20 protein-coding genes, 1 tRNA gene and 1 pseudogene are annotated in these 19,167 nt (G+C 69.5%); 14 read left to right on the forward strand and 8 right to left on the reverse strand.

Annotated elements, in window-relative coordinates; translation table 11 throughout:
• The first annotated feature begins 6 nt into the window (after positions 1–6).
• Positions 7–264 carry a hypothetical protein gene (locus SGFS_RS23020; RefSeq protein ID WP_286252964.1) on the forward strand — a complete coding sequence of 86 codons (258 nt, stop codon included), beginning with the start codon at positions 7–9 and terminating at the stop codon, positions 262–264.
• A gap of 50 nt (positions 265–314) precedes the next feature.
• Positions 315–2,132 carry a glutamine--fructose-6-phosphate transaminase (isomerizing) gene (gene glmS, locus SGFS_RS23025; RefSeq protein ID WP_286252966.1) on the forward strand — a complete coding sequence of 606 codons (1,818 nt, stop codon included), beginning with the start codon at positions 315–317 and terminating at the stop codon, positions 2,130–2,132.
• Positions 2,133–2,310: 178 nt separating this feature from the next.
• Here glmS and SGFS_RS23030 read toward each other — a convergent pair whose 3' ends face one another.
• On the reverse strand, positions 2,311–2,898 hold the full coding sequence (locus tag SGFS_RS23030) for a GPR1/FUN34/YaaH family transporter (protein ID WP_286252967.1): 588 nt from the start codon (positions 2,896–2,898) through the stop codon (positions 2,311–2,313).
• Between the two features lie 140 nt (positions 2,899–3,038).
• Complete coding sequence (locus tag SGFS_RS23035) at positions 3,039–3,569, reverse strand: universal stress protein (RefSeq protein ID WP_286252968.1); 531 nt, start codon at positions 3,567–3,569, stop codon at positions 3,039–3,041.
• Positions 3,570–3,937: 368 nt separating this feature from the next.
• On the opposite strand from SGFS_RS23035, the gene SGFS_RS23040 reads away from it, so the two are divergent.
• From SGFS_RS23040 to SGFS_RS23060, 5 genes are all read left to right on the forward strand, one after another.
• The gene (locus tag SGFS_RS23040) at positions 3,938–4,327 is read left to right on the forward strand and encodes a hypothetical protein (protein ID WP_286252970.1); all 390 of its coding nucleotides are present in this window, start codon (positions 3,938–3,940) and stop codon (positions 4,325–4,327) included.
• A gap of 378 nt (positions 4,328–4,705) precedes the next feature.
• Positions 4,706–5,929: a helix-turn-helix domain-containing protein gene (locus tag SGFS_RS23045; protein WP_286252972.1), complete on the forward strand. Its 1,224-nt coding sequence runs from the start codon at positions 4,706–4,708 to the stop codon at positions 5,927–5,929.
• Positions 5,930–6,025: 96 nt separating this feature from the next.
• Positions 6,026–6,631: an oligoribonuclease gene (gene orn, locus SGFS_RS23050; protein ID WP_286252973.1), complete on the forward strand. Its 606-nt coding sequence runs from the start codon at positions 6,026–6,028 to the stop codon at positions 6,629–6,631.
• A gap of 127 nt (positions 6,632–6,758) precedes the next feature.
• A tRNA-His gene (locus SGFS_RS23055) sits at positions 6,759–6,831 on the forward strand.
• Positions 6,832–6,914: 83 nt separating this feature from the next.
• Positions 6,915–7,412 (forward strand): GNAT family N-acetyltransferase, encoded by a 498-nt coding sequence (locus SGFS_RS23060; protein WP_286252975.1) that lies wholly within the window; start codon positions 6,915–6,917, stop codon positions 7,410–7,412.
• Here SGFS_RS23060 and SGFS_RS23065 read toward each other — a convergent pair.
• From SGFS_RS23065 to SGFS_RS23075, 3 genes are read right to left on the reverse strand one after another with little or no spacing between them, the layout of a single operon-like run.
• Entirely contained in the window at positions 7,398–8,207 is an 810-nt protein-coding gene (locus SGFS_RS23065; protein ID WP_286252976.1) for a serine/threonine protein kinase, read from the reverse strand. The two genes, SGFS_RS23060 and SGFS_RS23065, sit on opposite strands and share 15 nt — an antisense overlap.
• A gap of 57 nt (positions 8,208–8,264) precedes the next feature.
• Positions 8,265–8,708: a cytidine deaminase family protein gene (locus tag SGFS_RS23070; protein WP_286252977.1), complete on the reverse strand. Its 444-nt coding sequence runs from the start codon at positions 8,706–8,708 to the stop codon at positions 8,265–8,267.
• On the reverse strand, positions 8,705–9,760 hold the full coding sequence (locus SGFS_RS23075; RefSeq protein ID WP_286260020.1) for a LacI family DNA-binding transcriptional regulator: 1,056 nt from the start codon (positions 9,758–9,760) through the stop codon (positions 8,705–8,707). The genes SGFS_RS23070 and SGFS_RS23075 overlap by 4 nt, the downstream gene beginning before the upstream one ends.
• A 579-nt stretch (positions 9,761–10,339) precedes the next feature.
• Here SGFS_RS23075 and SGFS_RS23080 point away from each other — a divergent pair.
• The 4 genes from SGFS_RS23080 to SGFS_RS23095 all read left to right on the forward strand — a co-directional run bounded on the left by SGFS_RS23080 (position 10,340) and on the right by SGFS_RS23095 (position 15,162).
• Positions 10,340–11,656: an ABC transporter substrate-binding protein gene (locus SGFS_RS23080; protein ID WP_286252978.1), complete on the forward strand. Its 1,317-nt coding sequence runs from the start codon at positions 10,340–10,342 to the stop codon at positions 11,654–11,656.
• A 6-nt stretch (positions 11,657–11,662) separates the two neighbouring features.
• Positions 11,663–12,673, forward strand: a complete 1,011-nt coding sequence (locus SGFS_RS23085) for a carbohydrate ABC transporter permease (protein WP_286252979.1) — start codon at positions 11,663–11,665, stop codon at positions 12,671–12,673.
• Between the two features lie 10 nt (positions 12,674–12,683).
• Complete coding sequence (locus SGFS_RS23090; protein ID WP_286252980.1) at positions 12,684–13,601, forward strand: carbohydrate ABC transporter permease; 918 nt, start codon at positions 12,684–12,686, stop codon at positions 13,599–13,601.
• A gap of 130 nt (positions 13,602–13,731) precedes the next feature.
• Positions 13,732–15,162 (forward strand): GH1 family beta-glucosidase, encoded by a 1,431-nt coding sequence (locus tag SGFS_RS23095; protein WP_286252981.1) that lies wholly within the window; start codon positions 13,732–13,734, stop codon positions 15,160–15,162.
• Between the two features lie 68 nt (positions 15,163–15,230).
• Here SGFS_RS23095 and SGFS_RS23100 read toward each other — a convergent pair whose 3' ends face one another.
• Positions 15,231–15,842: a calcium-binding protein gene (locus SGFS_RS23100; RefSeq protein ID WP_286252983.1), complete on the reverse strand. Its 612-nt coding sequence runs from the start codon at positions 15,840–15,842 to the stop codon at positions 15,231–15,233.
• Positions 15,843–15,993: 151 nt separating this feature from the next.
• Positions 15,994–16,428: an ATP-binding protein gene (locus SGFS_RS23105; RefSeq protein WP_286252984.1), complete on the reverse strand. Its 435-nt coding sequence runs from the start codon at positions 16,426–16,428 to the stop codon at positions 15,994–15,996.
• A gap of 244 nt (positions 16,429–16,672) precedes the next feature.
• On the opposite strand from SGFS_RS23105, the gene SGFS_RS23110 reads away from it, so the two are divergent.
• The 3 genes from SGFS_RS23110 to SGFS_RS23120 are packed head-to-tail and all read left to right on the forward strand — an operon-like array spanning position 16,673 to position 18,598.
• Positions 16,673–17,554 carry a helix-turn-helix domain-containing protein gene (locus tag SGFS_RS23110; protein WP_286252985.1) on the forward strand — a complete coding sequence of 294 codons (882 nt, stop codon included), beginning with the start codon at positions 16,673–16,675 and terminating at the stop codon, positions 17,552–17,554.
• A 13-nt stretch (positions 17,555–17,567) separates the two neighbouring features.
• The gene (locus SGFS_RS23115) at positions 17,568–17,774 is read left to right on the forward strand and encodes a DUF397 domain-containing protein (RefSeq protein WP_286252987.1); all 207 of its coding nucleotides are present in this window, start codon (positions 17,568–17,570) and stop codon (positions 17,772–17,774) included.
• Positions 17,771–18,598 (forward strand): M55 family metallopeptidase, encoded by an 828-nt coding sequence (locus SGFS_RS23120; RefSeq protein ID WP_286252988.1) that lies wholly within the window; start codon positions 17,771–17,773, stop codon positions 18,596–18,598. Before SGFS_RS23115 ends, SGFS_RS23120 begins: the two co-directional genes overlap by 4 nt.
• Positions 18,599–18,605: 7 nt before the next feature.
• Here SGFS_RS23120 and SGFS_RS23125 read toward each other — a convergent pair.
• Positions 18,606–19,027, reverse strand: a pseudogene (locus SGFS_RS23125) (PIN domain-containing protein).
• Positions 19,028–19,167: the final 140 nt, after the last annotated feature.

Genomic DNA, 19,167 nt, shown 5'->3' on the forward strand with positions numbered 1-19,167 from the left:
TACCGAGTGCACGACGAACTCGTTGATCATCTGACGCGGTCCACGCCCCTGAGCCGGGGCGAGGCGCTGCGGGTGATCCAGGACGTGCTCGCCTATTTCGACGAGACGACCGAGGAATACGTCCGTCGCCGCCACCGCGAACTCCAGGCCCAGGGCCTGGTGAACACGGCGATCTTCGAACGGATCGAGGCGGATCTGAAATACCGCGCGGTCGCGCCACCGGAGCTCACGCTCAGGCAGCTGCGCCGCATGGTCTACGGCTGAGAAGCAACGGCCACAGACACCGACCGGGAAGCGTTGAGGGGTACGTATATATGTGCGGAATTGTCGGCTATATCGGCAAGCGTGATGTGGCTCCGCTGCTGCTGGAGGGCCTGCAGCGGCTGGAGTACCGGGGCTACGACTCGGCGGGCATCGTCGTGACGTCCCCGAAGGCCGCCGGGCTGAAGATGGTCAAGGCCAAGGGCCGCGTCCGCGACCTGGAGGCCAAGGTCCCCGCACGCTTCAAGGGCACCACCGGCATCGCCCACACCCGCTGGGCCACGCACGGCGCCCCGTCCGACATCAACGCACACCCCCACATGTCGGCCGACAACAAGGTCGCCGTCGTCCACAACGGCATCATCGACAACGCCTCCGACCTGCGGAAGAAGCTCGAGGCCGACGGCATCGAGTTCCTCTCCGAGACCGACACCGAGGTCCTCACCCACCTCATCGCCCGCTCCCAGGCGGAGACCCTGGAGGAGAAGGTCCGCCAGGCGCTGCGGCTCATCGAGGGCACGTACGGCATCGCCGTGATGCACGCCGACTTCCCCGACCGGATCGTCACGGCCCGCAACGGCTCCCCGGTCGTGCTCGGCATCGGCGAGAAGGAGATGTTCGTCGCCTCGGACATAGCGGCCCTGGTCGCCCACACCCGCCAGATCGTCACCCTCGACGACGGCGAGATGGCCACCCTCAAGGCCGACGACTTCCGTACGTACACCACCGAGGGCACCCGTACGACGGCCGAGCCGACCACCGTGGAGTGGGAGGCGGCCTCGTACGACATGGGCGGCCACGACACGTACATGCACAAGGAGATCCACGAGCAGGCCGACGCCGTGGACCGCGTGCTGCGCGGCCGTATCGACGACCGGTTCTCCACCGTGCACCTCGGCGGCCTCAACCTGGACGCCCGCGAGGCGCGCCAGATCCGCCGGGTGAAGATCCTCGGCTGCGGCACCTCGTACCACGCGGGCATGATCGGCGCCCAGATGATCGAGGAGCTGGCCCGCATCCCCGCCGACGCCGAGCCGGCGTCCGAGTTCCGCTACCGCAACGCGGTCGTCGACCCCGACACCCTGTACATCGCCGTCTCCCAGTCCGGCGAGACCTACGACGTGCTGGCGGCCGTCCAGGAGCTGAAGCGCAAGGGCGCCCGGGTCCTGGGTGTGGTGAACGTGGTCGGCTCGGCGATCGCCCGCGAGGCGGACGGCGGCATCTACGTGCACGCGGGCCCCGAGGTCTGTGTCGTCTCCACCAAGTGCTTCACCAACACCTGCGTGGCCTTCGCGCTGCTCGCCCTGCACCTCGGCCGCACCCGTGACCTGTCCGTCCGCGACGGCAAGCGGATCATCGAGGGCCTGCGCAAGCTTCCCGGCCAGATCGCCGAGATGCTGGAGCAGGAGGACGAGATCAAGAAGCTGGCCGAGGAGTACGCCGAGGCCCGCTCGATGCTCTTCATCGGCCGCGTCCGTGGCTACCCGGTGGCCCGCGAGGCCTCCCTCAAGCTCAAGGAGGTCTCGTACATCCACGCCGAGGCCTACCCCGCCTCCGAGCTGAAGCACGGCCCGCTGGCCCTCATCGAGCCGGCGCTCCCCACGGTCGCGATCGTGCCGAACGACGACCTCCTGGAGAAGAACCGCGCCGCCCTGGAGGAGATCAAGGCCCGCAGCGGCAGGATCCTCGCCGTGGCCCACGAGTGCCAGGAGAAGGCCGACCAGACGATCGTCGTCCCGAAGAACGAGGACGAGTTGGACCCGATCCTGATGGGCATCCCCCTCCAGCTCCTCGCGTACCACACGGCGTTGTCCCTGGGCCGGGACATCGACAAGCCGCGCAACCTCGCGAAGTCGGTGACGGTGGAGTAGCCGCCGTCTTTCGGGGGCGCGGGGCCGTATCGATATGCGGCTCCGCCGCGTGGGCGCGACCAGCCCCCACGCTCCCGCCCAGGCAGGACAACGGAACGGACCCCCACGTGCGCCACCGGCACGGGGGGTCCGCCCATGTTCACCGGGGACGCCCGACTCCCCGGCATGCGCTGCCGTTTCAGCCGGTGGCCGTCACACCCCGACCGGCAGCACGCTTCGGCAGAACAGTCGGCCAGTGGGCCAACGCCGCGGTCGCCGCGTACCAGGCCACCAGCCCGCCGACCGCCGCGAACCAACCGGCGGCCTTGGCCAGAGCCGCCCCGCCACCGAACTCCGAGACGGCCAGCAGCAGAAGAGCCACGAACAGCAGCGCATACGTGGCACGTGTCAGCGTCGCGGACGCGGGCGCCCCGAGCGCGAGGCTGAGGGCGACAAGTGCGAAGAGGAGCAGGAAGAGCCCGGCCGCGTTGTCCGACACGGTGTCACCGGCGCCCGCGGCCCAGGTGAACCAGAGCGCGCCGAGCCCGGAGTACGCCGTACCCGTGAAGGCGTCCCGCTCACGGAAGGCGAGGAGACCGGCGACGAACAGGGTGACGCCACCGACGTAGGTGGCGAGAGAGACGGCGTCGGCTTCCGTCAGGCCGTCGACGACTCGGGTGTGACCGAGTCCGAACGCCAACAGAGTGAGGCCGAGCGCGAGTTGGCCGAGGATCGAGGTGGTGCTTCCGGTGCTTCCGGCACTTCCCGCGGCGACGTCATTGTCCACGGCGGGCTCCCTTCGTGCGTGTGCAGTTGTACGGCGATCGGGTTATGCCCTTCACAAGGGCACAAACACCTCTACGCGCCAGTAGGTTTACGCGTTTCGGGAAGTCAGGGAGCCGGAGAGGGCCAACGGGCAACCGGGCGTCAGGGAATGACGATGACCGGCCGCTTCGCCCGCTTGGCGAGCCGCCCGGCGACGGAGCCGAAGATGCGCCCGACGATCCCGTGGGTCGACCCGACGACTATCGCGTCGGCCTCGTACTCCCGCCCCACCTCTTCGAGTTCGTGGCAGATGTCACCGCCGCGCTCGACGAGGATCCAGGGCACCTCGGCCAGATAGTCCGCGCAGGCGAGTTCGAGCCCGAGGACCTCGGTGCGGTGGTCCGGGACGTCGACGAAGACGGGCGGCTCACAGCCGGCCCACACGGTCGTGGGCAGCCGGTTGGCCACATGCACGATGATCAGGCCCGAGCCGGAGCGGCGGGCCATGCCGATGGCGTACGCGAGGGCGCGCTCACTGGACGTCGAGCCGTCGAAACCGACGACGACGCCGTGTTTGAAGGCGGGGTCGCAGGTGGGGCGTGCCTCTTCTGCCGCCAGCGGGTCGGTCGCCGTGGGATCGGCTACCGGCCGCCGCTTGCGGTCCGCGGGTTCGAAGAATTCGTGACCGGCCATGGGTGTCTCGGCGTTTGGATCCTCGTGGGTGGGGACGACGTGAATGGGACGTCAGGGTGCGGCGGAGCTGTGTCCGGGAATCATCTTCCCAACCCCATACCCCCAAGGGTACGGCCGCACGCCTCCTTGAGCCCAGAACCCGCACCGGCTGCGCGGGGTTCCAGGGAGCATGCACGAGCACCGCCCAGTAACGCAATGGTTGCTGCCACGTACAGCCGGTTTCCACAGGATCGGGGCGCGGACCGGACCCTTCCCGTCCACCCGGCGGCAACCCGACCGGGCGGAACCAGTGACCGACCGCTCGAACACGCGTTGAACCCCCCGCAAGCACAGTCAAACGTCGCCGAGGGAGCCAGAGGGAGCACGCCGTGCCCGCACCCCGTACCGCGCCCCCATCCGCCCCCGAGACCGCCCGTACGCCCCGCACCGCCGAGCCCCCCGCCGACCCCTGCGAGAGCGCCCCCTCCCCCGACCGCGCGGACACCGCGACGGACGTGGTGCGGTGGGCCGCCTTCAGTTGCGTCCTCGTCCCCGTCGTCCTCGTCTGGTACGGCACCTCGCTGGCGGGTGCGGCCGGCGCCGCGCTCGGCCTGGCCGCCGTCACCGGTGTCTGCCGGGTCCTGCTGCGCCAGTCCGAGCGCGGCGCGGCCCGCCTCCTGGCCGAGGAACGCCCCCCGCACCGCGGCCGCCACGGACGCACCGGCTCCGGGGCGCACAGGGGCGGTCGCCACCCCGGTCCGGGTACGCCGGGCGACTGACCGGTTTCCGCGCACGCGCCCGTATCTTTTCAGCCAACTTCGGCCACCTGCACATCCCTTGGCCGGACACCCCTCCACGCCCGGTTCGACCTGCACTGAAAGGGGTCCAGAGGCCGCGCGCACCCTACGTGGACCAGCCACTGGGACGAGGCGTACTTCCCTGCACGGCCCACGAGTGCAACGCTTCGTGATCGAATGCTTTACGCCAAGTTGCCATGTCGACAATGTGCCGGTTGGCGATCTGGTCACGCCGGCACCACGGGACACAGTAGATTCGATCATGACTGTCTTACGGCGGGGGACTCGTGCAGGACCAAGGGGAAACGTGCAGGAGCGACACAACCGAGGAGCCGCGACCACCGAGGGGGGCTTAGCAGGATGAGCCACGACTCCACCGCCGCGACGGATGCCGCGGCCCGGAAACTCTCCGGGCGACGCCGCAAGGAGATCGTCGCGGTGCTGCTGTTCAGCGGCGGCCCCATCTTCGAGAGTTCTATACCACTTTCGGTGTTCGGGATCGACCGCCAGGACGCCGGCGTACCGCGCTACCGCCTTCTGGTGTGCGCGGGCGAGGACGGCCCGCTGCGGACCACAGGGGGCCTGGAACTCACCGCACCGAACGGCCTCGAGGCGATCTCACGTGCGGGCACGGTGGTCGTGCCCGCATGGCGTTCGATCACCTCGCCGCCGCCGGAGGAGGCGCTCGACGCGCTGCGTCGTGCGCACGAGGAGGGGGCCCGCATCGTCGGGCTGTGCACCGGCGCCTTCGTGCTGGCCGCCGCCGGACTACTGGACGGCAGACCGGCCACCACGCACTGGATGTACGCGCCGACGCTGGCCAAGCGCTATCCGTCCGTCCACGTCGACCCACGAGAACTCTTCGTGGACGACGGGGACGTACTGACCTCGGCCGGGACCGCGGCCGGAATCGATCTATGTCTGCACATCGTGCGGACGGACCACGGCAACGAGGCGGCCGGCGCGCTCGCCCGCCGTCTGGTGGTCCCGCCGCGTCGATCGGGCGGCCAGGAGCGCTATCTCGATCGGTCTTTACCGGAGGAGATCGGCGCCGACCCGCTCGCCGAGGTCGTCGCCTGGGCGCTGGAACACCTCCACGAGCAGTTCGACGTGGAGACACTGGCGGCACGCGCCTATATGAGCCGTCGTACGTTCGACCGCCGCTTCCGGTCGCTGACCGGCAGCGCGCCGCTGCAGTGGCTGATCACCCAGCGGGTGCTGCAGGCACAGCGGCTGCTGGAGACGTCGGACTACTCGGTGGACGAGGTCGCGGGGCGTTGCGGCTTCCGCTCGCCGGTGGCGCTGCGCGGCCACTTCCGCCGCCAGCTCGGTTCGTCCCCGGCGGCGTACCGCGCGGCGTACCGGGCCCGTCGTCCGCAGGGCGACAAGCCCGGCGACCACCACGACGGTCCGCACAGCGCGTCCGGCCCGCCGATGTCCCAGGAGCACGCCCCGGGGGTGCCGCTCCAGGCCCGTCGCGCCGCGGCGAGCGCGCTGGCGGCGTCGGCATCCCTGTCGTCGGACGGCGCCAAGCCGGAGCTGTACGCGATGGGCCGCCTGCCGGGCCAGCGCAGCGCCCCGTAGCAGGCGTCCGGTAGTGCTCGTACGGCCCGGTCCTCCCTGGTTCCTCCAGGTGCAGGACCGGGCCGTACGGCTGTCACGGGCCGTAAGGTGAGACACATGAACGATCGCATGGTGTGGATCGACTGCGAGATGACCGGCCTCTCGCTGTCGGACGACGCGCTCATCGAGGTGGCAGCGCTGGTGACCGACTCCGAGCTGAATGTGCTCGGGGAGGGGGTGGACATCGTGATCCGCCCGCCGGACGCGGCGCTGGAGACCATGCCGGAGGTGGTGCGCACGATGCACACCGCGTCCGGCTTGCTCGACGCCCTGCCCGGCGGCACGACGCTGGCGGACGCCGAGGAGCAGGTCATGGCGTACGTACGGGAGCACGTGAAGGAACCGGGCAAGGCCCCGTTGTGCGGTAACTCGGTGGGCACGGACCGGGGCTTCCTCCTCCGTGACATGCCCACCCTCGAGGACTACCTCCACTACCGGATCGTGGACGTCTCCTCCATCAAGGAACTGGCCCGCCGCTGGTACCCCAGGGCGTACTTCAACAGCCCCGAGAAGAACGGCAATCACCGGGCGCTGGCCGACATCCGTGAATCCATCGCGGAGCTGCGCTACTACCGCGAGGCGGTTTTCGTCCCGCAGCCCGGCCCCGACTCGGACACGGCCAGGACGATCGCGGCGAAGCACGTTCTACCGGCGGCGCAGTAGCCCCCGTCCCGGGGCCCGCGAGGGCCCCGGCGCGCCCCCGCGGAAACGTGTGCGCGAGCACCCCTTCGGACCCTGTACACTTTTTCTCGGCCGGTCAGGGAAACCTTCGGAAGAACCGCCGGTCATGGTGGGTGTAGCTCAGCTGGTAGAGCACCTGGTTGTGGTCCAGGATGCCGCGGGTTCGAGTCCCGTCACTCACCCTTGGTGATCAGGCCCTGATCCGCTTCGGCGGATCGGGGCCTGATGTCGTTTCGGCCCGGGGACGCCACAGACAGGAGCCGTCATGCGAACCGACTCCATGGGTACCGCCCGCATGGACCTCCTCCCCCTCCGCGTCGAGCACGCGGGGGAGATGGCCGACGTCCTGTCCGACCCGGAGCTGCACACGTACATCGGCGGTGCCCCGCTCTCGCCGGACGACCTGCGGTCCCGTTACGAGCGTCTCGTCACGGGTTCGCCCGATCCCGCCGTCTCCTGGTGCAACTGGGTGCTCCGGCTCCGCGAGGAGTCCCGGCTCGCGGGCACCGTCCAGGCGACGATCACCGGACGTCGGGCGGAGATCGCCTGGGTGGTGGGCAAGCCCTGGCAGGGGCGTGGGCTCGCCTCCGAGGCGGCTAGGGCGCTGGTCGGGTGGCTCGGGCAGCAGGGCGTGACCGAGGTGATCGCGCACATCCACCCGGGCCACGGGGCCTCGGCCGCCGTGGCCGCGGCGGCGGGCCTGACCCCGACCGCTCAGCGGCAGGACGACGAGATCCGCTGGGAGCTGTCACTCCGGCACTGACATCCCGGTCACCGACTGCCACGCGGTCGCGAACTCCCGTACGCCTGAGAAGCGTTCGCGGGGGTCGGGGCGTGTGGCCCGGGCCAGTACGGCCAGTTGGGCCGCCGTGCCGCGCCAGGCTCGCTCCTCGTCGCCGGCGTCGAGGAGGAGGCGGGCGGTGCGGCCGAGGGCGTACACGGTCGTACGGGTGTCGATGACGGCGCCGCGTTCGAACTCCTCCGGGGCCATGAAGCGACGGGAACCGGGGAGGCGGTCGGCGTCGAGGACGAAGGGGCCGGGGCGGTACTCGTCGAGGTCGACGAGATGCATCCGGTGGGCGGCGAAGTCGTGGAGCAGGGCGCCGTCGTAGAGGTCCACGGCGATGTGACCGGCGGCCTCGACCGCGAGGTGGGCGTCCAGGACGCGGGCGAAGGCCTCGTGCACGCGGTGCGGCGGGAGCGCGCGGAAGCGGGCCATGGGGCTGCCGGGGGTCGTACGGTCGCCGGGCCCGCGCTCGCCGGGGTGGTACAGCACCTCGCCGTCCCGCCAGGGCAGCACCACGGCCGGCCGGCCGCCCTCGATCCGGTGCAGCTGCGGGACGATCACCGGATGCCGGACGGCCCGGTGGAAGGCCCAGGCCCGCTCCAACGCACGTCGGCCCGGCCCGGTGACGGCCGTCTTCACGAACCACCGCTCACCGGTGCCCGGGAGACGGACGCCGTAGGAGACACAGCCGGAGTCCTGCGCGTCGAAGACACGGAATACGTGGCCGATGCGGGCGAGGTAGGTCGCCGGGTCGCCGTCGATCCCGTCCACGCCCAGAAGAGGATGGCTCTGCGCCCACTCCGCCGTTGAGCTGTCCGTCGTCACCGGTCACTCGGCGTCGAGCTGGTGGTCCGCCCACACATAGCTCGCGGGGAGGAGGTCGGTGACGGGGACGGCTCTGGGGCCGTCCGGTGTGCCGACGATGACCCTCAGGGTCGGGAAGTAGTCCAGCAACACCTGGCGGCAGCGGCCGCAGGGAGGGACGACTCCTCGGTCGCGGTCCCCTACCGCGACGATCGTTCGCAGGTCGTACGCTCCCTGGGTCGCCGCCGTGCCGATCAGGGTCAGTTCGGCGCAGGGGCCGCCGGTGAAGTGGTACACGTTCAGCGCGGTGACGATGCGGCCGTCGCGGGTGCGGGCCGCCGCCGCCATCGTGTGGTTGTCGCCGCGGCAGCGGGTGCGGGCGACCTCGGCCGCGGCCTCGATGAGTTCGTGGTCGACGTCGTCGCGTCTTGCCTGCTGCTCTTCGTCCACGTCGGTCCGGTCGCTCATGAGGAATCCCGTGCCACCAGCTCCGTCGGCAGCACCACCTGTCGTCGTTCCAGGCCGCGTGAGACCGCCGGGCGGCGGTCCGCGATCTCGTCCAGGAGCAGGTCGATCATCGCGCGGCCCATTTCCTCTATCGGCTGGCGGACGCTCGTCAGGGGCGGGTCCATGTGGCGGGCGATCGCGGAGTCGTCGTAGCCGACCAGGGCCACGTCGTCGGGGATACGGCGGCCGGCCTCGCGGAGGACCTGGCGGGCGCCGGCGGCCATGACGTCGGACTCGGCGAAGACCGCGTCCAGGTCGGGGCAGCGGGACAGCAGTTCCGTCATCGCCCTGCGGCCGCCCTCCTCCGTGAAGTCGCCGGGGACGATCAGTCGCTCGTCGACCTCCCGACCGGCGTCCTCCAGGGCCTCGCGGTAGCCCTCGATGCGGCGCTGGGCGCCGTAGACGTCCAGGCGGCCGGTGATCGTGGCGATGCGCCCGCGGCCCCGCCCGATCAGGTGTTCCACCGCCGAGCGGCCGCCGCCGTAGTTGTCCGAGTCGACCGACGGGAGCGTCTCCTGCTCGGAGCGCGGGCCGCTGATCACCGCCGGGATTTCCAGCTGCGCCAGCAAATCGGGCAACGGGTCGTCCGCGTGGACGGAGACCAGGAGGACGCCGTCCACCCGGTGCGCCGCCAGGTACTGGGCCAGCCTCTCCCTCTCCCTGTCGCTGCCTGCGAAGATCAGGAGCAGCTGCATCTCCGTGTCGGAGAGCTGGGCGCCCACGCCCTTCAGCATGTCCGAGAAGTACGGCTCCGCGAAGAAGCGGGTCTCCGGCTCGGGCACGACCATCGCGATCGCATCGGTGCGGTTCGCCGCGAGGGCCCGGGCCGCCGTGTTCGGGACATAACCGAGCTCCGCCACGGCCGCCTCGACCGCCGCGCGGGTCGCGTCGCTGACCCGGGGCGAGCCGTTGATCACCCGGGACACCGTCCCCCGGCCCACTCCGGCCCGTGCGGCGACCTCTTCCAACGTCGGCCGCCCACCGCTCCGGCCCCGTGCCCCGTGGCCTGCCACCATGGTCGCCTCCCGTTCACACCGCGCTGGCGTGGAATCTAACAGTCCTGATCCTCGTACTGCCTCCGGGAAGGCCCTCGGGGAGGCCTTCGGGAAGTTCTTCGGCAACGCTCCCGGTCATCCGCCGTACGGCCTGGGACAACCGTCGGCCCTCCGCCGTACCGCCTCCGGTCGTCCGCCTTACCGCCTCCCGGTCATCCGTCGTACAGCCTCCGGGTCATCCGTCGTACGGCCGCCGCCCCGGTCGTGCACGCGGCGCCCGGCGTCGTGTCCCGGCGGTCTCGCCGGCGCCCCGACCGGCCGACTTCGACGTGCCCTGGCACCCTCTTCCGGGCAGGCTCGAACCCCGGCCCCGGCGTTAGTTAACAGCCCGATAACCGAACGCATCTCGCCACGTCCGCTCCCTTGACACCCCCGCACGAACCGACGACTCTTCAACACATCACTTGTGGGAGCGCTCCCACGGTACCTGGCACTTACACATCCCGCACGTTCCCCGCCCGAGCCGCAGCATGAACTAACGGGCCCAGCAAGACAGTTGGCCGGGGGGTCGGCACGTCAGGGCAACAGGAGGACGCAATGCGAGCACCTACCCGATCCGCCCGCAGGGTGGTGGTCCTCGCGGCCGTCGCGTCGCTGGGCGCCGGGCTGCTGGCCGGCTGTGCCGACGACGGCAAGGACGAGGACAACACGTCGTCGGGCAGCGGCGGCGGCAAGACCAAGATCACCCTGGGGCTCTTCGGCAGCTTCGGCTTCGAGGAGGCCGGTCTGTACAAGGAGTACGAGAAGCTCCACCCGGACATCGACATCGACCAGACCGTGATCGAGCGGAACGAGAACTACTACCCGCCGCTGGTCAACCACCTCACGACCAACAGTGGCCTGCAGGACATCCAGGGCATCGAGGTCGGCAACATCGCCGAGGTGGTGAACAACTACTCCGACAAGTTCCTCGACCTGTCGAAGTACGGCAAGGAGAGCGACTACCTGCCCTGGAAGTGGCAGCAGGGAACCGCGAAGAGCGGCTCGACGATCGGGCTCGGCACCGACGTCGGTCCGATGGCCATCTGCTACCGCAAGGACCTGTTCGAGGCGGCCGGTCTGCCCACCGACCGCGAGGAGGTCGGCAAGCTGTGGACCGGCGACTGGGCGAAGCTCGTCGAGGCCGGCAAGGACTACAAGGCGAAGGCCCCCAAGGGCACCACCTTCATGGACTCGCCCGGCGGCCTGTTCAACGCCATCATCGGCAGTGAGAACGAGCGGTTCTACGACTCCTCCGGCAAGGTCATCTACAAGACGAACCCGGCCGTCAAGAAGGCGTTCGACCTGACGGCCGAGGCAGCCGAGGACGGCCTGGTCGGCAACCAGACACAGTTCCAGCCGGCCTGGGAGACGACGATCTCCAACAGCAAGTTCGCCGCGATGGCCTGCCCGCCGTGGATGCTCGGCTACATCGAGAGCAAGTCGAAGCCGGAGAGCGCCGGCAAGTGGGACGTGGCCGCGCCCCCGAAGGCCGCCAACTGGGGCGGCTCCTTCCTCGCCGTGCCGAAGTCGGGCAAGAACGCCAAGGAGGCCGCGAAGCTGGCCGCCTGGCTGACGGCGCCCGAGCAGCAGGCGAAGCTCTTCTCCAAGCGCGGCAGCTTCCCGACCGCGCAGGCCGCGTACGACCTGCCGCTGGTCAAGGACGCGAAGAACAAGATGACCGGTGACGCCCCGATCGGCCAGATCTACGCGCCGCTGGCCGCGGAGCTCCCGGTGCAGGTGGTCGGCCCGAAGGACCAGATCATCCAGCAGGGCCTGACCGACAACGGCGTCATCCTCGTGACCCAGGGCAAGTCGCCCAAGGAGGCCTGGGAGAACGCGGTCAAGACCATCGACAACAACCTGGAGAAGTGACCGGTAATGGCCACCCGGCACGACACCGCCGCCGCGCCCCCCGCCAAGGAGGGGGGCGCGGCCCCGGCCGGTCCGCCCGTCGAGTCCCCTGAGACGATCAGGAAGCGGGCCCGGCTGTCCCGCCGCTGGCAGCGCGACGTGCGCTGGAGCCCGTACGCCTTCGTCTCGCCGTTCTTCCTGCTCTTCCTCGCGTTCGGCATGTTCCCGCTGGTCTACACGGCGTGGGCCTCGCTGCACACGGTGGAGCTGACCGCGCCCACCGACATGGAGTGGGCGGGGCTGCGCAACTACACCCGGATCTTCGACGACGAGTTCTACTGGAACGCGGCGAAGAACACCTTCACCATCGGGATCATCTCGACCGTCCCGCAGTTGATGATGGCGCTGGGCATCGCGCACCTCCTCAACTACAAGCTGCGCGCCTCGACCTTCTACCGGGTCGTGATGCTCGCGCCGTACGCCACGTCGATCGTCGCGGCGTCCCTCGTCTTCGTGCTGCTCTTCGGCCGTGACTACGGCATGATCAACTGGTTCCTGGGCATGTTCGGCGTCGACAACATCGACTGGCAGAACGACAAGTGGTACGCGCAGTTCGCCGTCTCGTCCATCGTCATCTGGCGCTGGACCGGCTACAACGCGCTGATCTACCTGGCCGCGATGCAGGCGATCCCGCAGGACCTGTACGAGTCGGCGGCCCTCGACGGCGCCAGCCGCTGGAAGCAGTTCCTGCACGTCACGCTGCCGTCGCTGCGCCCGACGATCCTGTTCACCGTCGTCGTGTCGACCATCGGCGCCTCGCAGCTCTTCGCCGAGCCTCTGATGTTCGACGCCAACAAGGGTGCCTCCGGCGGCCCGCAGCACCAGTTCCAGACGCTCGGCCTGTACATGTACGAGCAGGGCTGGGTGAACCAGCACCTGGGCCGTGCCTCCGCCATCGCCTGGACGATGTTCCTGATCCTCATCGTGGTCGGAATCATCAACTACGTCATCTCGCGCCGGCTGCGCGCCAGTAGTTAGGAGACCGGCCGTGACGACGACACTCACCAAACCCCCGGCCGACGCGGTCCCCGAGCCGCCGAAGAACGGCAAGCGCAGGCGCGGCCTGAAGGCGGCGCGCGCGGGCGGGCAGCACCACGCCGGGCCCGTCGCGTACATCATCCTCGCCGTGTTCACCCTCGTCTCGCTGTTCCCGCTGTTCTGGACGGCGGTCGCGGCATCGCGTGACAACGCGCGGCTGGCGGAGACCCCGCCGCCGTTCTGGTTCGGCGCGAACCTCTTCGACAAGCTCGAAGTGGCCTGGAGCGACGCCAATCTGGGCGAGGCGTTCCTCAACACGACGATCGTGGCGGGCGTTTCCTCGCTGACCATCGTCTTCCTGTCCACGATCGCCGGCTTCGCCTTCGCCAAGCTGCGCTTCAGGGGCCGGGGCGCCCTGATGCTGATCGTGATCGGCACGATGATGGTGCCGCCGCAGCTCCAGGTGATCCCGCTGTACATGATGGTCGCCAAGCTCGACTGGACCGACCAGCTCCAGGCGGTGATCCTGCCCTCGCTGGTCAGCGCGTTCGGCGTGTTCTTCATGCGGCAGTACCTGATCCAGGCACTGCCCGACGAGATCATCGAGGCGGCCCGCGTCGACGGCGCGAGCAGCTGGCGGGTGATCTGGCACGTGGTGTTCCCGGCCGCGCGGCCCGCGATGGCCGTCCTGGGCATGCTGATGTTCGTACAGACCTGGAACGACTTCCTGTGGCCGTTCCTCGTCCTGACCCAGCTGGGCAACCCGACCGTGCAGGTCGCGGTGGCCGGCCTGGGCCGCGGGTACACCCCCGACCAGGCCCTGATCATGGCGGGCGCGCTGCTCAGCACGCTTCCGCTGCTCCTGGTCTTCGCGATCTTCGGCAAGCAGATCGTGGGAGGCATCATGCAGGGCGCGGTGAAGGGCTGAGGCCCAGGTTCGTTCGCGTTCGTCTTCTCCGGGGGTCGGGTCAGCGCCGCCTCGACCCCCGTTCCTCACCTCCCTCTTTCCCCCCACCCATCCTCCGTCGGTCTCCACGACCACTTATGGGAGCGCTTCCATGCCTGAGCCCACGACGCCCGTGACCTTTCCTCCCGCCTTTCTCTGGGGCGCGGCGACGTCCGCGTACCAGATCGAGGGTGCGGTGCGGGAGGGCGGCCGTACGCCCTCGATCTGGGACACCTTCAGCCATACTCCGGGCAAGACGGCCGGTGGCGAGCACGGTGACATCGCTGTCGACCACTACCACCGCTACCGCGACGACGTGGCGCTCATGGCCGAGCTGGGCCTGAACTCGTACCGCTTCTCGATCTCCTGGTCGCGGGTGCAGCCGACGGGCCGGGGGCCGGCGATCCAGCAGGGTCTGGACTTCTACCGGCGCCTGGTGGACGAGCTGCTGGCGAAGAACATCAAGCCGGCGGTCACCCTCTACCACTGGGACCTCCCGCAGGAGCTGGAGGACGCGGGCGGCTGGCCGGAGCGGGAGACGGCGCTGCGGTTCGCGGAGTACGCGCAGATCGTCGGGGAGGCGCTCGGCGACCGGGTCGAGCAGTGGATCACGCTCAACGAGCCGTGGTGCAGCGCGTTCCTGGGCTACAGCTCAGGGGTGCACGCGCCGGGGCGTACGGACCCGGCGGCGTCGCTGCGTGCGGCGCACCACCTGAACCTGGCGCATGGGCTGGGCGTTTCGGCCCTGCGGGCCTCGATGCCCTCCCGTAACAACGTGGCGGTGAGCCTGAACTCGTCGGTCGTACGGCCGGTTTCGGACTCTCCGGAGGACCTGGCGGCGGCCCGCAAGATCGACGACCTGGCGAACGGTGTCTTCCACGGTCCGATGCTGCACGGCGCGTATCCCGAGACGCTCTTCGCGGCCACCGCGTCGGTCACGGACTGGTCGTTCGTGCAGGACGGCGATGTGACGGTGATCAACCAGCCGCTGGACGCGCTGGGGCTGAACTACTACACGCCGACGCTGGTGGGCGCGGTGGACCCGTCGGTCGCCGGTCCGCGCGCGGACGGGCACGGCAAGAGCGACCACTCACCGTGGCCGGCCGCGGACGACGTCGCCTTCCACCAGACTCCGGGCGACCGTACGGAGATGGGCTGGACGATCGACCCTACGGGCCTGCACGAACTGATCATGCGGTACACGAGGGAGGCTCCGGGCCTGCCGCTGTACGTCACGGAGAACGGCGCGGCCTACGACGACAAGCCGGACCCGGAGGGCCGGGTCCACGACCCGGAGCGGATCGCCTACCTGCACGGCCACCTGCGGGCGGTCCGCCGCGCGATCGCCGAGGGGGCGGATGTGCGGGGCTACTACCTGTGGTCCCTGATGGACAACTTCGAGTGGTCGTACGGGTACGGGAAGCGGTTCGGGGCGGTGTACGTGGATTACGGGACGCTTGCTCGTACGCCGAAGTCGAGCGCGTACTGGTACGGGCAGGCGGCGAAGACGGGGGCGTTGCCGCCGTTGGCCACGACGGCGTAGGGGCGGGGCGGTTCGGGGGCGCGGCGGGGACCCTTCACGGGGTCCCCGCCGGTCGATGGGAGGGTCGCTCAGCGCTCGCAGCTGTCCTTCAGGTCGTTGACGTCCCCGGTGCAGGTGTCGGTGCCGGCGTCTCCGTAGGAGCGGTCGTTGCCGGGTGTGAAGTCACCGGCGTCCAGGGTGTCGTCGCCGCTTCTGCCGAACATGGTGTCGTCTCCGGCGCCACCGGTGATGGTGTCGGCCCCGGCACCGCCGAAGACGGTGTCGTGCCCGCCGTCGCCGTTCAGGAAGGTCTTCGCGGTGGCGGCATAGTCGATCGTGATGATGTCGTCGCCCGTGCCGCCGTTGATGTTGGCGGGCAGGTTGCCCTTCACGAGGACCATGTCGCCCAGGTCCCCCATGTCGAGAGTGAGGGTGCGGCTGCCGTACGGGCAGGTGACCGTGGAGCGGTCGACCTGGGTGCAGCCGGATCCCGCGGTGACGGTGTCGCCGCCGTCGTAGATGGTGACGGTGTTGCCGGACCGGGTGACCTCGAGGGTGTTCGCCTTCCCCGCCGCGGCGTTGACGAAGATACGAACCGAGTTCACGCTCACACCGGTCGCCGCGTGCGCCTGTCCTGCCGACAGCACGGTGGCCGTGCCCAGCACGACGGTCGTGACGCCGGCCTGTACCGCTCTACGCATTGAGGTCTTCAATGCCCCTCCTCTTCCCCCTGATGAACACGGGCTGGTCTTGCCGTGATCCATCCTGGGAGGGGAGGGGTGGGGGCGCATGGGGGGAGAGCCCCCAATTACCGGCTGTGGTCCAGGTATCCGTGGGGACGGCGCGGGCGGATCAGCATCCTGGCCAGGAATGGACCTCCCGGGCTTCCTGCAGGTTGCCCGACCCCAACTCGAACCAGGTCGCCTTGCCGCGCCCCGGGCCGTGCGTGCATACGCCCCAGGCGTCGGCGCCGTACGAGATGAGCATCATGCCCCGCCCGTCCTCGTCATCGCCGCTCGCGACTCGGCCGACGGGCAGCCCCGGGGCCTCGTCGTGGACGAGGACGCGGAGGCGGGCGGGGTCGGGCCAGCCGGCGCGGAGGGTGACGGGGGTGGTGCAGCCCTTTGCCGCACAGGCGTTGATGGCGTTGGTGACGGCTTCCGAGGTCAACAGAACTGCCGCGTCGGTGAGTTCGGGGTAGTCGGAGGCGGCGAGGAGGGTGCGGACGGTTTCGCGGGCGGGGCGCACCCAGGCGGGGTGGGGTGGGAAGACGAGGGATACGTCCATGGGTGGATTCCGTTCAGTGGGGGTGGGCGTGCACGCGGTGACCAGGTCCAGGGCTCCTGGGAGTGGCTTGAGGCCGGGGGTGCTTCCTCGTGACGCGAGGTGAGTAGCTTGATGCAGACGGTAGGGAAATGTTTTCCTTTGCCGCAAGCTTCTACCGATGACGTCACCTAAGTGGGTGACACACCAAAAGCACGGTGACTCCTGGCTGTTGCGGTCGGCAGACTGCGTGCTTTGGAGGACAGACATGGCACCCAGGAGCAATCCCAGCGAACGTCAACGCAGGCTGGGGGCGGAGCTGCGCAAACTGCGCGTACGCGCCGGCCTCTCCGGTGAGCAGGCGGCGACCATCCTGGACGCGGACCGCGCCCGCGTCAGCAACATCGAGACCGGGCGCATCGACGTGTCCCGCAACCGCCTCTACAAGGTGCTCCACGAGTACGGCTGCCCGCCCGGGCCGTACTTCGACGGGTTGATGGCGATGGCCCAGGAGAACGGCAAGGGCTGGTGGAGGGAGTTCAGCGACACCATCGGACCCGCGGCGCGAGACCTGGTCGAACTCGAATCCCGATCGACCGTCCTGCGTACGCACGGCCCGATGGTGATCCCGGGCATGCTCCAGACCGAGGAGTACGCCCACGCCGTGCTCAGCACGACGGAGGCGGACCCTCAACGCGTCGGCCGCTACACCGAGTTCCGCCTGGCGCGCCAGCGCGTATTGACGGGCCGCTCACCGGTGTCGTACCGCGCGATCATCCATGAATCCGTGCTCCACACCCAGGTGGGCGGACCGGCGGTGATGCGCAGGCAGTTGCTCCGGCTGATGGAGCTCTCCCGGCTGCCCAACGTGACCGTGCAGGTGTATCCGTTCGAGGCGGGCATCTACTCGGCGCACAGTCGCTCGTTTGTCATCTTCGGCGGCGGTGTACCCGAACTGGACACGGTTTACCTGGAGCATCCGACGAAGTCCCTGTTCCTGTGGGATGGAGCCCAACTCGACGAGTACGCGAAAATGTTCGAGCGGCTCTCGGAGCTGGCGTTGGCCCCTGTGGACCCGGAATCGACTCCGGAGTCACACGAGTCCCGCGACTCCCTGAGTCTGCTCCAACATGTGATGTACACCCTCTGAAAGGACCCCCGCCATGCCACCTCAACTCGTCTGGCAGAAGTCGTCGTTCAGCACGGGCGGGGAGGGCGAGTGCGTGGAGCTGGCGGCGACGACCACGGATACCGGACACATCCACCTCCGCGAGAGCGACCGTCCGCACGAGACCGCCACGACCACGCCCGGCGCGCTGGCCGGCCTGCTACGCGCGGTGAGGTCCGGGGCCCTCGGTCGTGAGTCATGAAGCTGCTGATCTCTGTCGACATGGAGGGCGTCTCGGCAGTCTCGCATCCCACCGAGACGAATCCGGCCGGCTACGACTACGAGCGAGGCCGGGCGCTCATGACGGCCGAGGCGAACGCCGTGATCGCCGGAGTCCTGGACGCCGAACCCACTGCCGAGGTCTGGGTCGCCGACGCGCACGGACCTTTCCGCAACCTCCTGCCGGAGGAGCTTGACCGGCGAGCCCATCTGGTTCGTGGCAAGCCGCGCCCACTGGGCATGCTCGGCGGGCTCGACGAACACACGGACGCTGCTCTGTTCGTCGGCTACCACGCCCGTGCCGGTAGCGGGCCGGCCGTGCTGGCGCACACCATGAGCGACGGCATCCTGGACGTGCGTGTGGCCGGACGTCCCATGGGCGAGATCGGTCTCAACGCCGCCATGGCCGGGCACTTGGGCGTACCGGTTGTACTACTCAGTGGCGACGACACAGCCTGCGCCGAACTGCGTGATCTAGTCCCTTCTGCGGTCACCGTCGAGGTCAAACAAGCCCTCGGTCAGGCCGCCGCCATAGCCCTGCACCCGGAGGAAGCCCGCGAGCGGTTGCGTCGGGCCGCCGCCGAAGCCATCACACAGCGTGCCCTGGTTCCGCCGCTGACCATTGCCGGACGGCTTGATGTCGAGGTCGACCTCTACAACCCGTTCACGGTTGATCTGGCGACACTAGTGCCAGGTGTCTCACGCGCCGAGGACGGTCGTACGATCGCCTTCACCGCAACCGACTTCGCCGAGGCATACCGCGTGGTCCTGCTGCTCGTACAGCTCTCCAGCATCAAACCCGGTTAGGGCCGGACTAGATGGCGACCAGCCGTACCTGTCCCCGCAGAGCTTCGTGATGTCGTCGACATCCGAGGTGAGCATGACCACCAGCCGGTGCTGTCTCAGGGCCGTCTCGGCGACGGCCGCGTCGACGGCGTACTTGTGACCATGCAGACCGGCGCTGATCAGCATGGCCGACGCGGCCCTCGCCTCCTCGTCCCCGATGGGAACGATCCGCATGCCGGAGAGGACCCGTGCGAGCCGGGCCCTGTCCGTTCGGCGATGGACCGCCTCGATGATCGTCAGCGCGCTGATGGCCACCTCCATGCCCCGCTTGCGCGCCTCGGCGACGAGCACGACGAGCACGACGACGGGCTCGTCGTCGCCGACCAGCTTGGACAGGCCTTCACAGTCCAGGACGAGGGTGCCCTCGTGGCTCGGCTTGCGGCGGGCCACCGGCCCTCCTCGGCGAACACCTCGTCGAAGACGCGACGTGCCCGCTCCTGCTCGCCCGTGGAGATCGGCCCCTTGCGCTGTTCGTACTCGGCCAGGTGCTCGTCCGCGGACAGCCCTAGGCCGTGGCTCACTCATGCTCC

The organism is Streptomyces graminofaciens (assembly GCF_030294945.1).
In the GTDB taxonomy this organism is placed as follows: Bacteria; Actinomycetota; Actinomycetes; order Streptomycetales; family Streptomycetaceae; genus Streptomyces; species Streptomyces graminofaciens.

Bases quoted from the DNA above. Each gene is read 5' to 3' on its own strand.
- SGFS_RS23115 (WP_286252987.1), top strand. From the start codon at position 17,568: ATGCCACCTCAACTCGTCTGGCAGAAGTCGTCGTTCAGCACGGGCGGG.
- SGFS_RS23095 (WP_286252981.1), top strand. From the start codon at position 13,732: ATGCCTGAGCCCACGACGCCCGTGACCTTTCCTCCCGCCTTTCTCTGG.
- SGFS_RS23120 (WP_286252988.1), top strand. From the start codon at position 17,771: ATGAAGCTGCTGATCTCTGTCGACATGGAGGGCGTCTCGGCAGTCTCG.
- SGFS_RS23080 (WP_286252978.1), top strand. From the start codon at position 10,340: ATGCGAGCACCTACCCGATCCGCCCGCAGGGTGGTGGTCCTCGCGGCC.
- glmS (WP_286252966.1), top strand. From the start codon at position 315: ATGTGCGGAATTGTCGGCTATATCGGCAAGCGTGATGTGGCTCCGCTG.
- orn (WP_286252973.1), top strand. From the start codon at position 6,026: ATGAACGATCGCATGGTGTGGATCGACTGCGAGATGACCGGCCTCTCG.
- SGFS_RS23045 (WP_286252972.1), top strand. From the start codon at position 4,706: ATGAGCCACGACTCCACCGCCGCGACGGATGCCGCGGCCCGGAAACTC.
- SGFS_RS23105 (WP_286252984.1), bottom strand. From the start codon at position 16,428: ATGGACGTATCCCTCGTCTTCCCACCCCACCCCGCCTGGGTGCGCCCC.
- SGFS_RS23100 (WP_286252983.1), bottom strand. From the start codon at position 15,842: ATGCGTAGAGCGGTACAGGCCGGCGTCACGACCGTCGTGCTGGGCACG.
- SGFS_RS23035 (WP_286252968.1), bottom strand. From the start codon at position 3,569: ATGGCCGGTCACGAATTCTTCGAACCCGCGGACCGCAAGCGGCGGCCG.
- SGFS_RS23110 (WP_286252985.1), top strand. From the start codon at position 16,673: ATGGCACCCAGGAGCAATCCCAGCGAACGTCAACGCAGGCTGGGGGCG.
- SGFS_RS23085 (WP_286252979.1), top strand. From the start codon at position 11,663: ATGGCCACCCGGCACGACACCGCCGCCGCGCCCCCCGCCAAGGAGGGG.
- SGFS_RS23060 (WP_286252975.1), top strand. From the start codon at position 6,915: ATGCGAACCGACTCCATGGGTACCGCCCGCATGGACCTCCTCCCCCTC.
- SGFS_RS23070 (WP_286252977.1), bottom strand. From the start codon at position 8,708: ATGAGCGACCGGACCGACGTGGACGAAGAGCAGCAGGCAAGACGCGAC.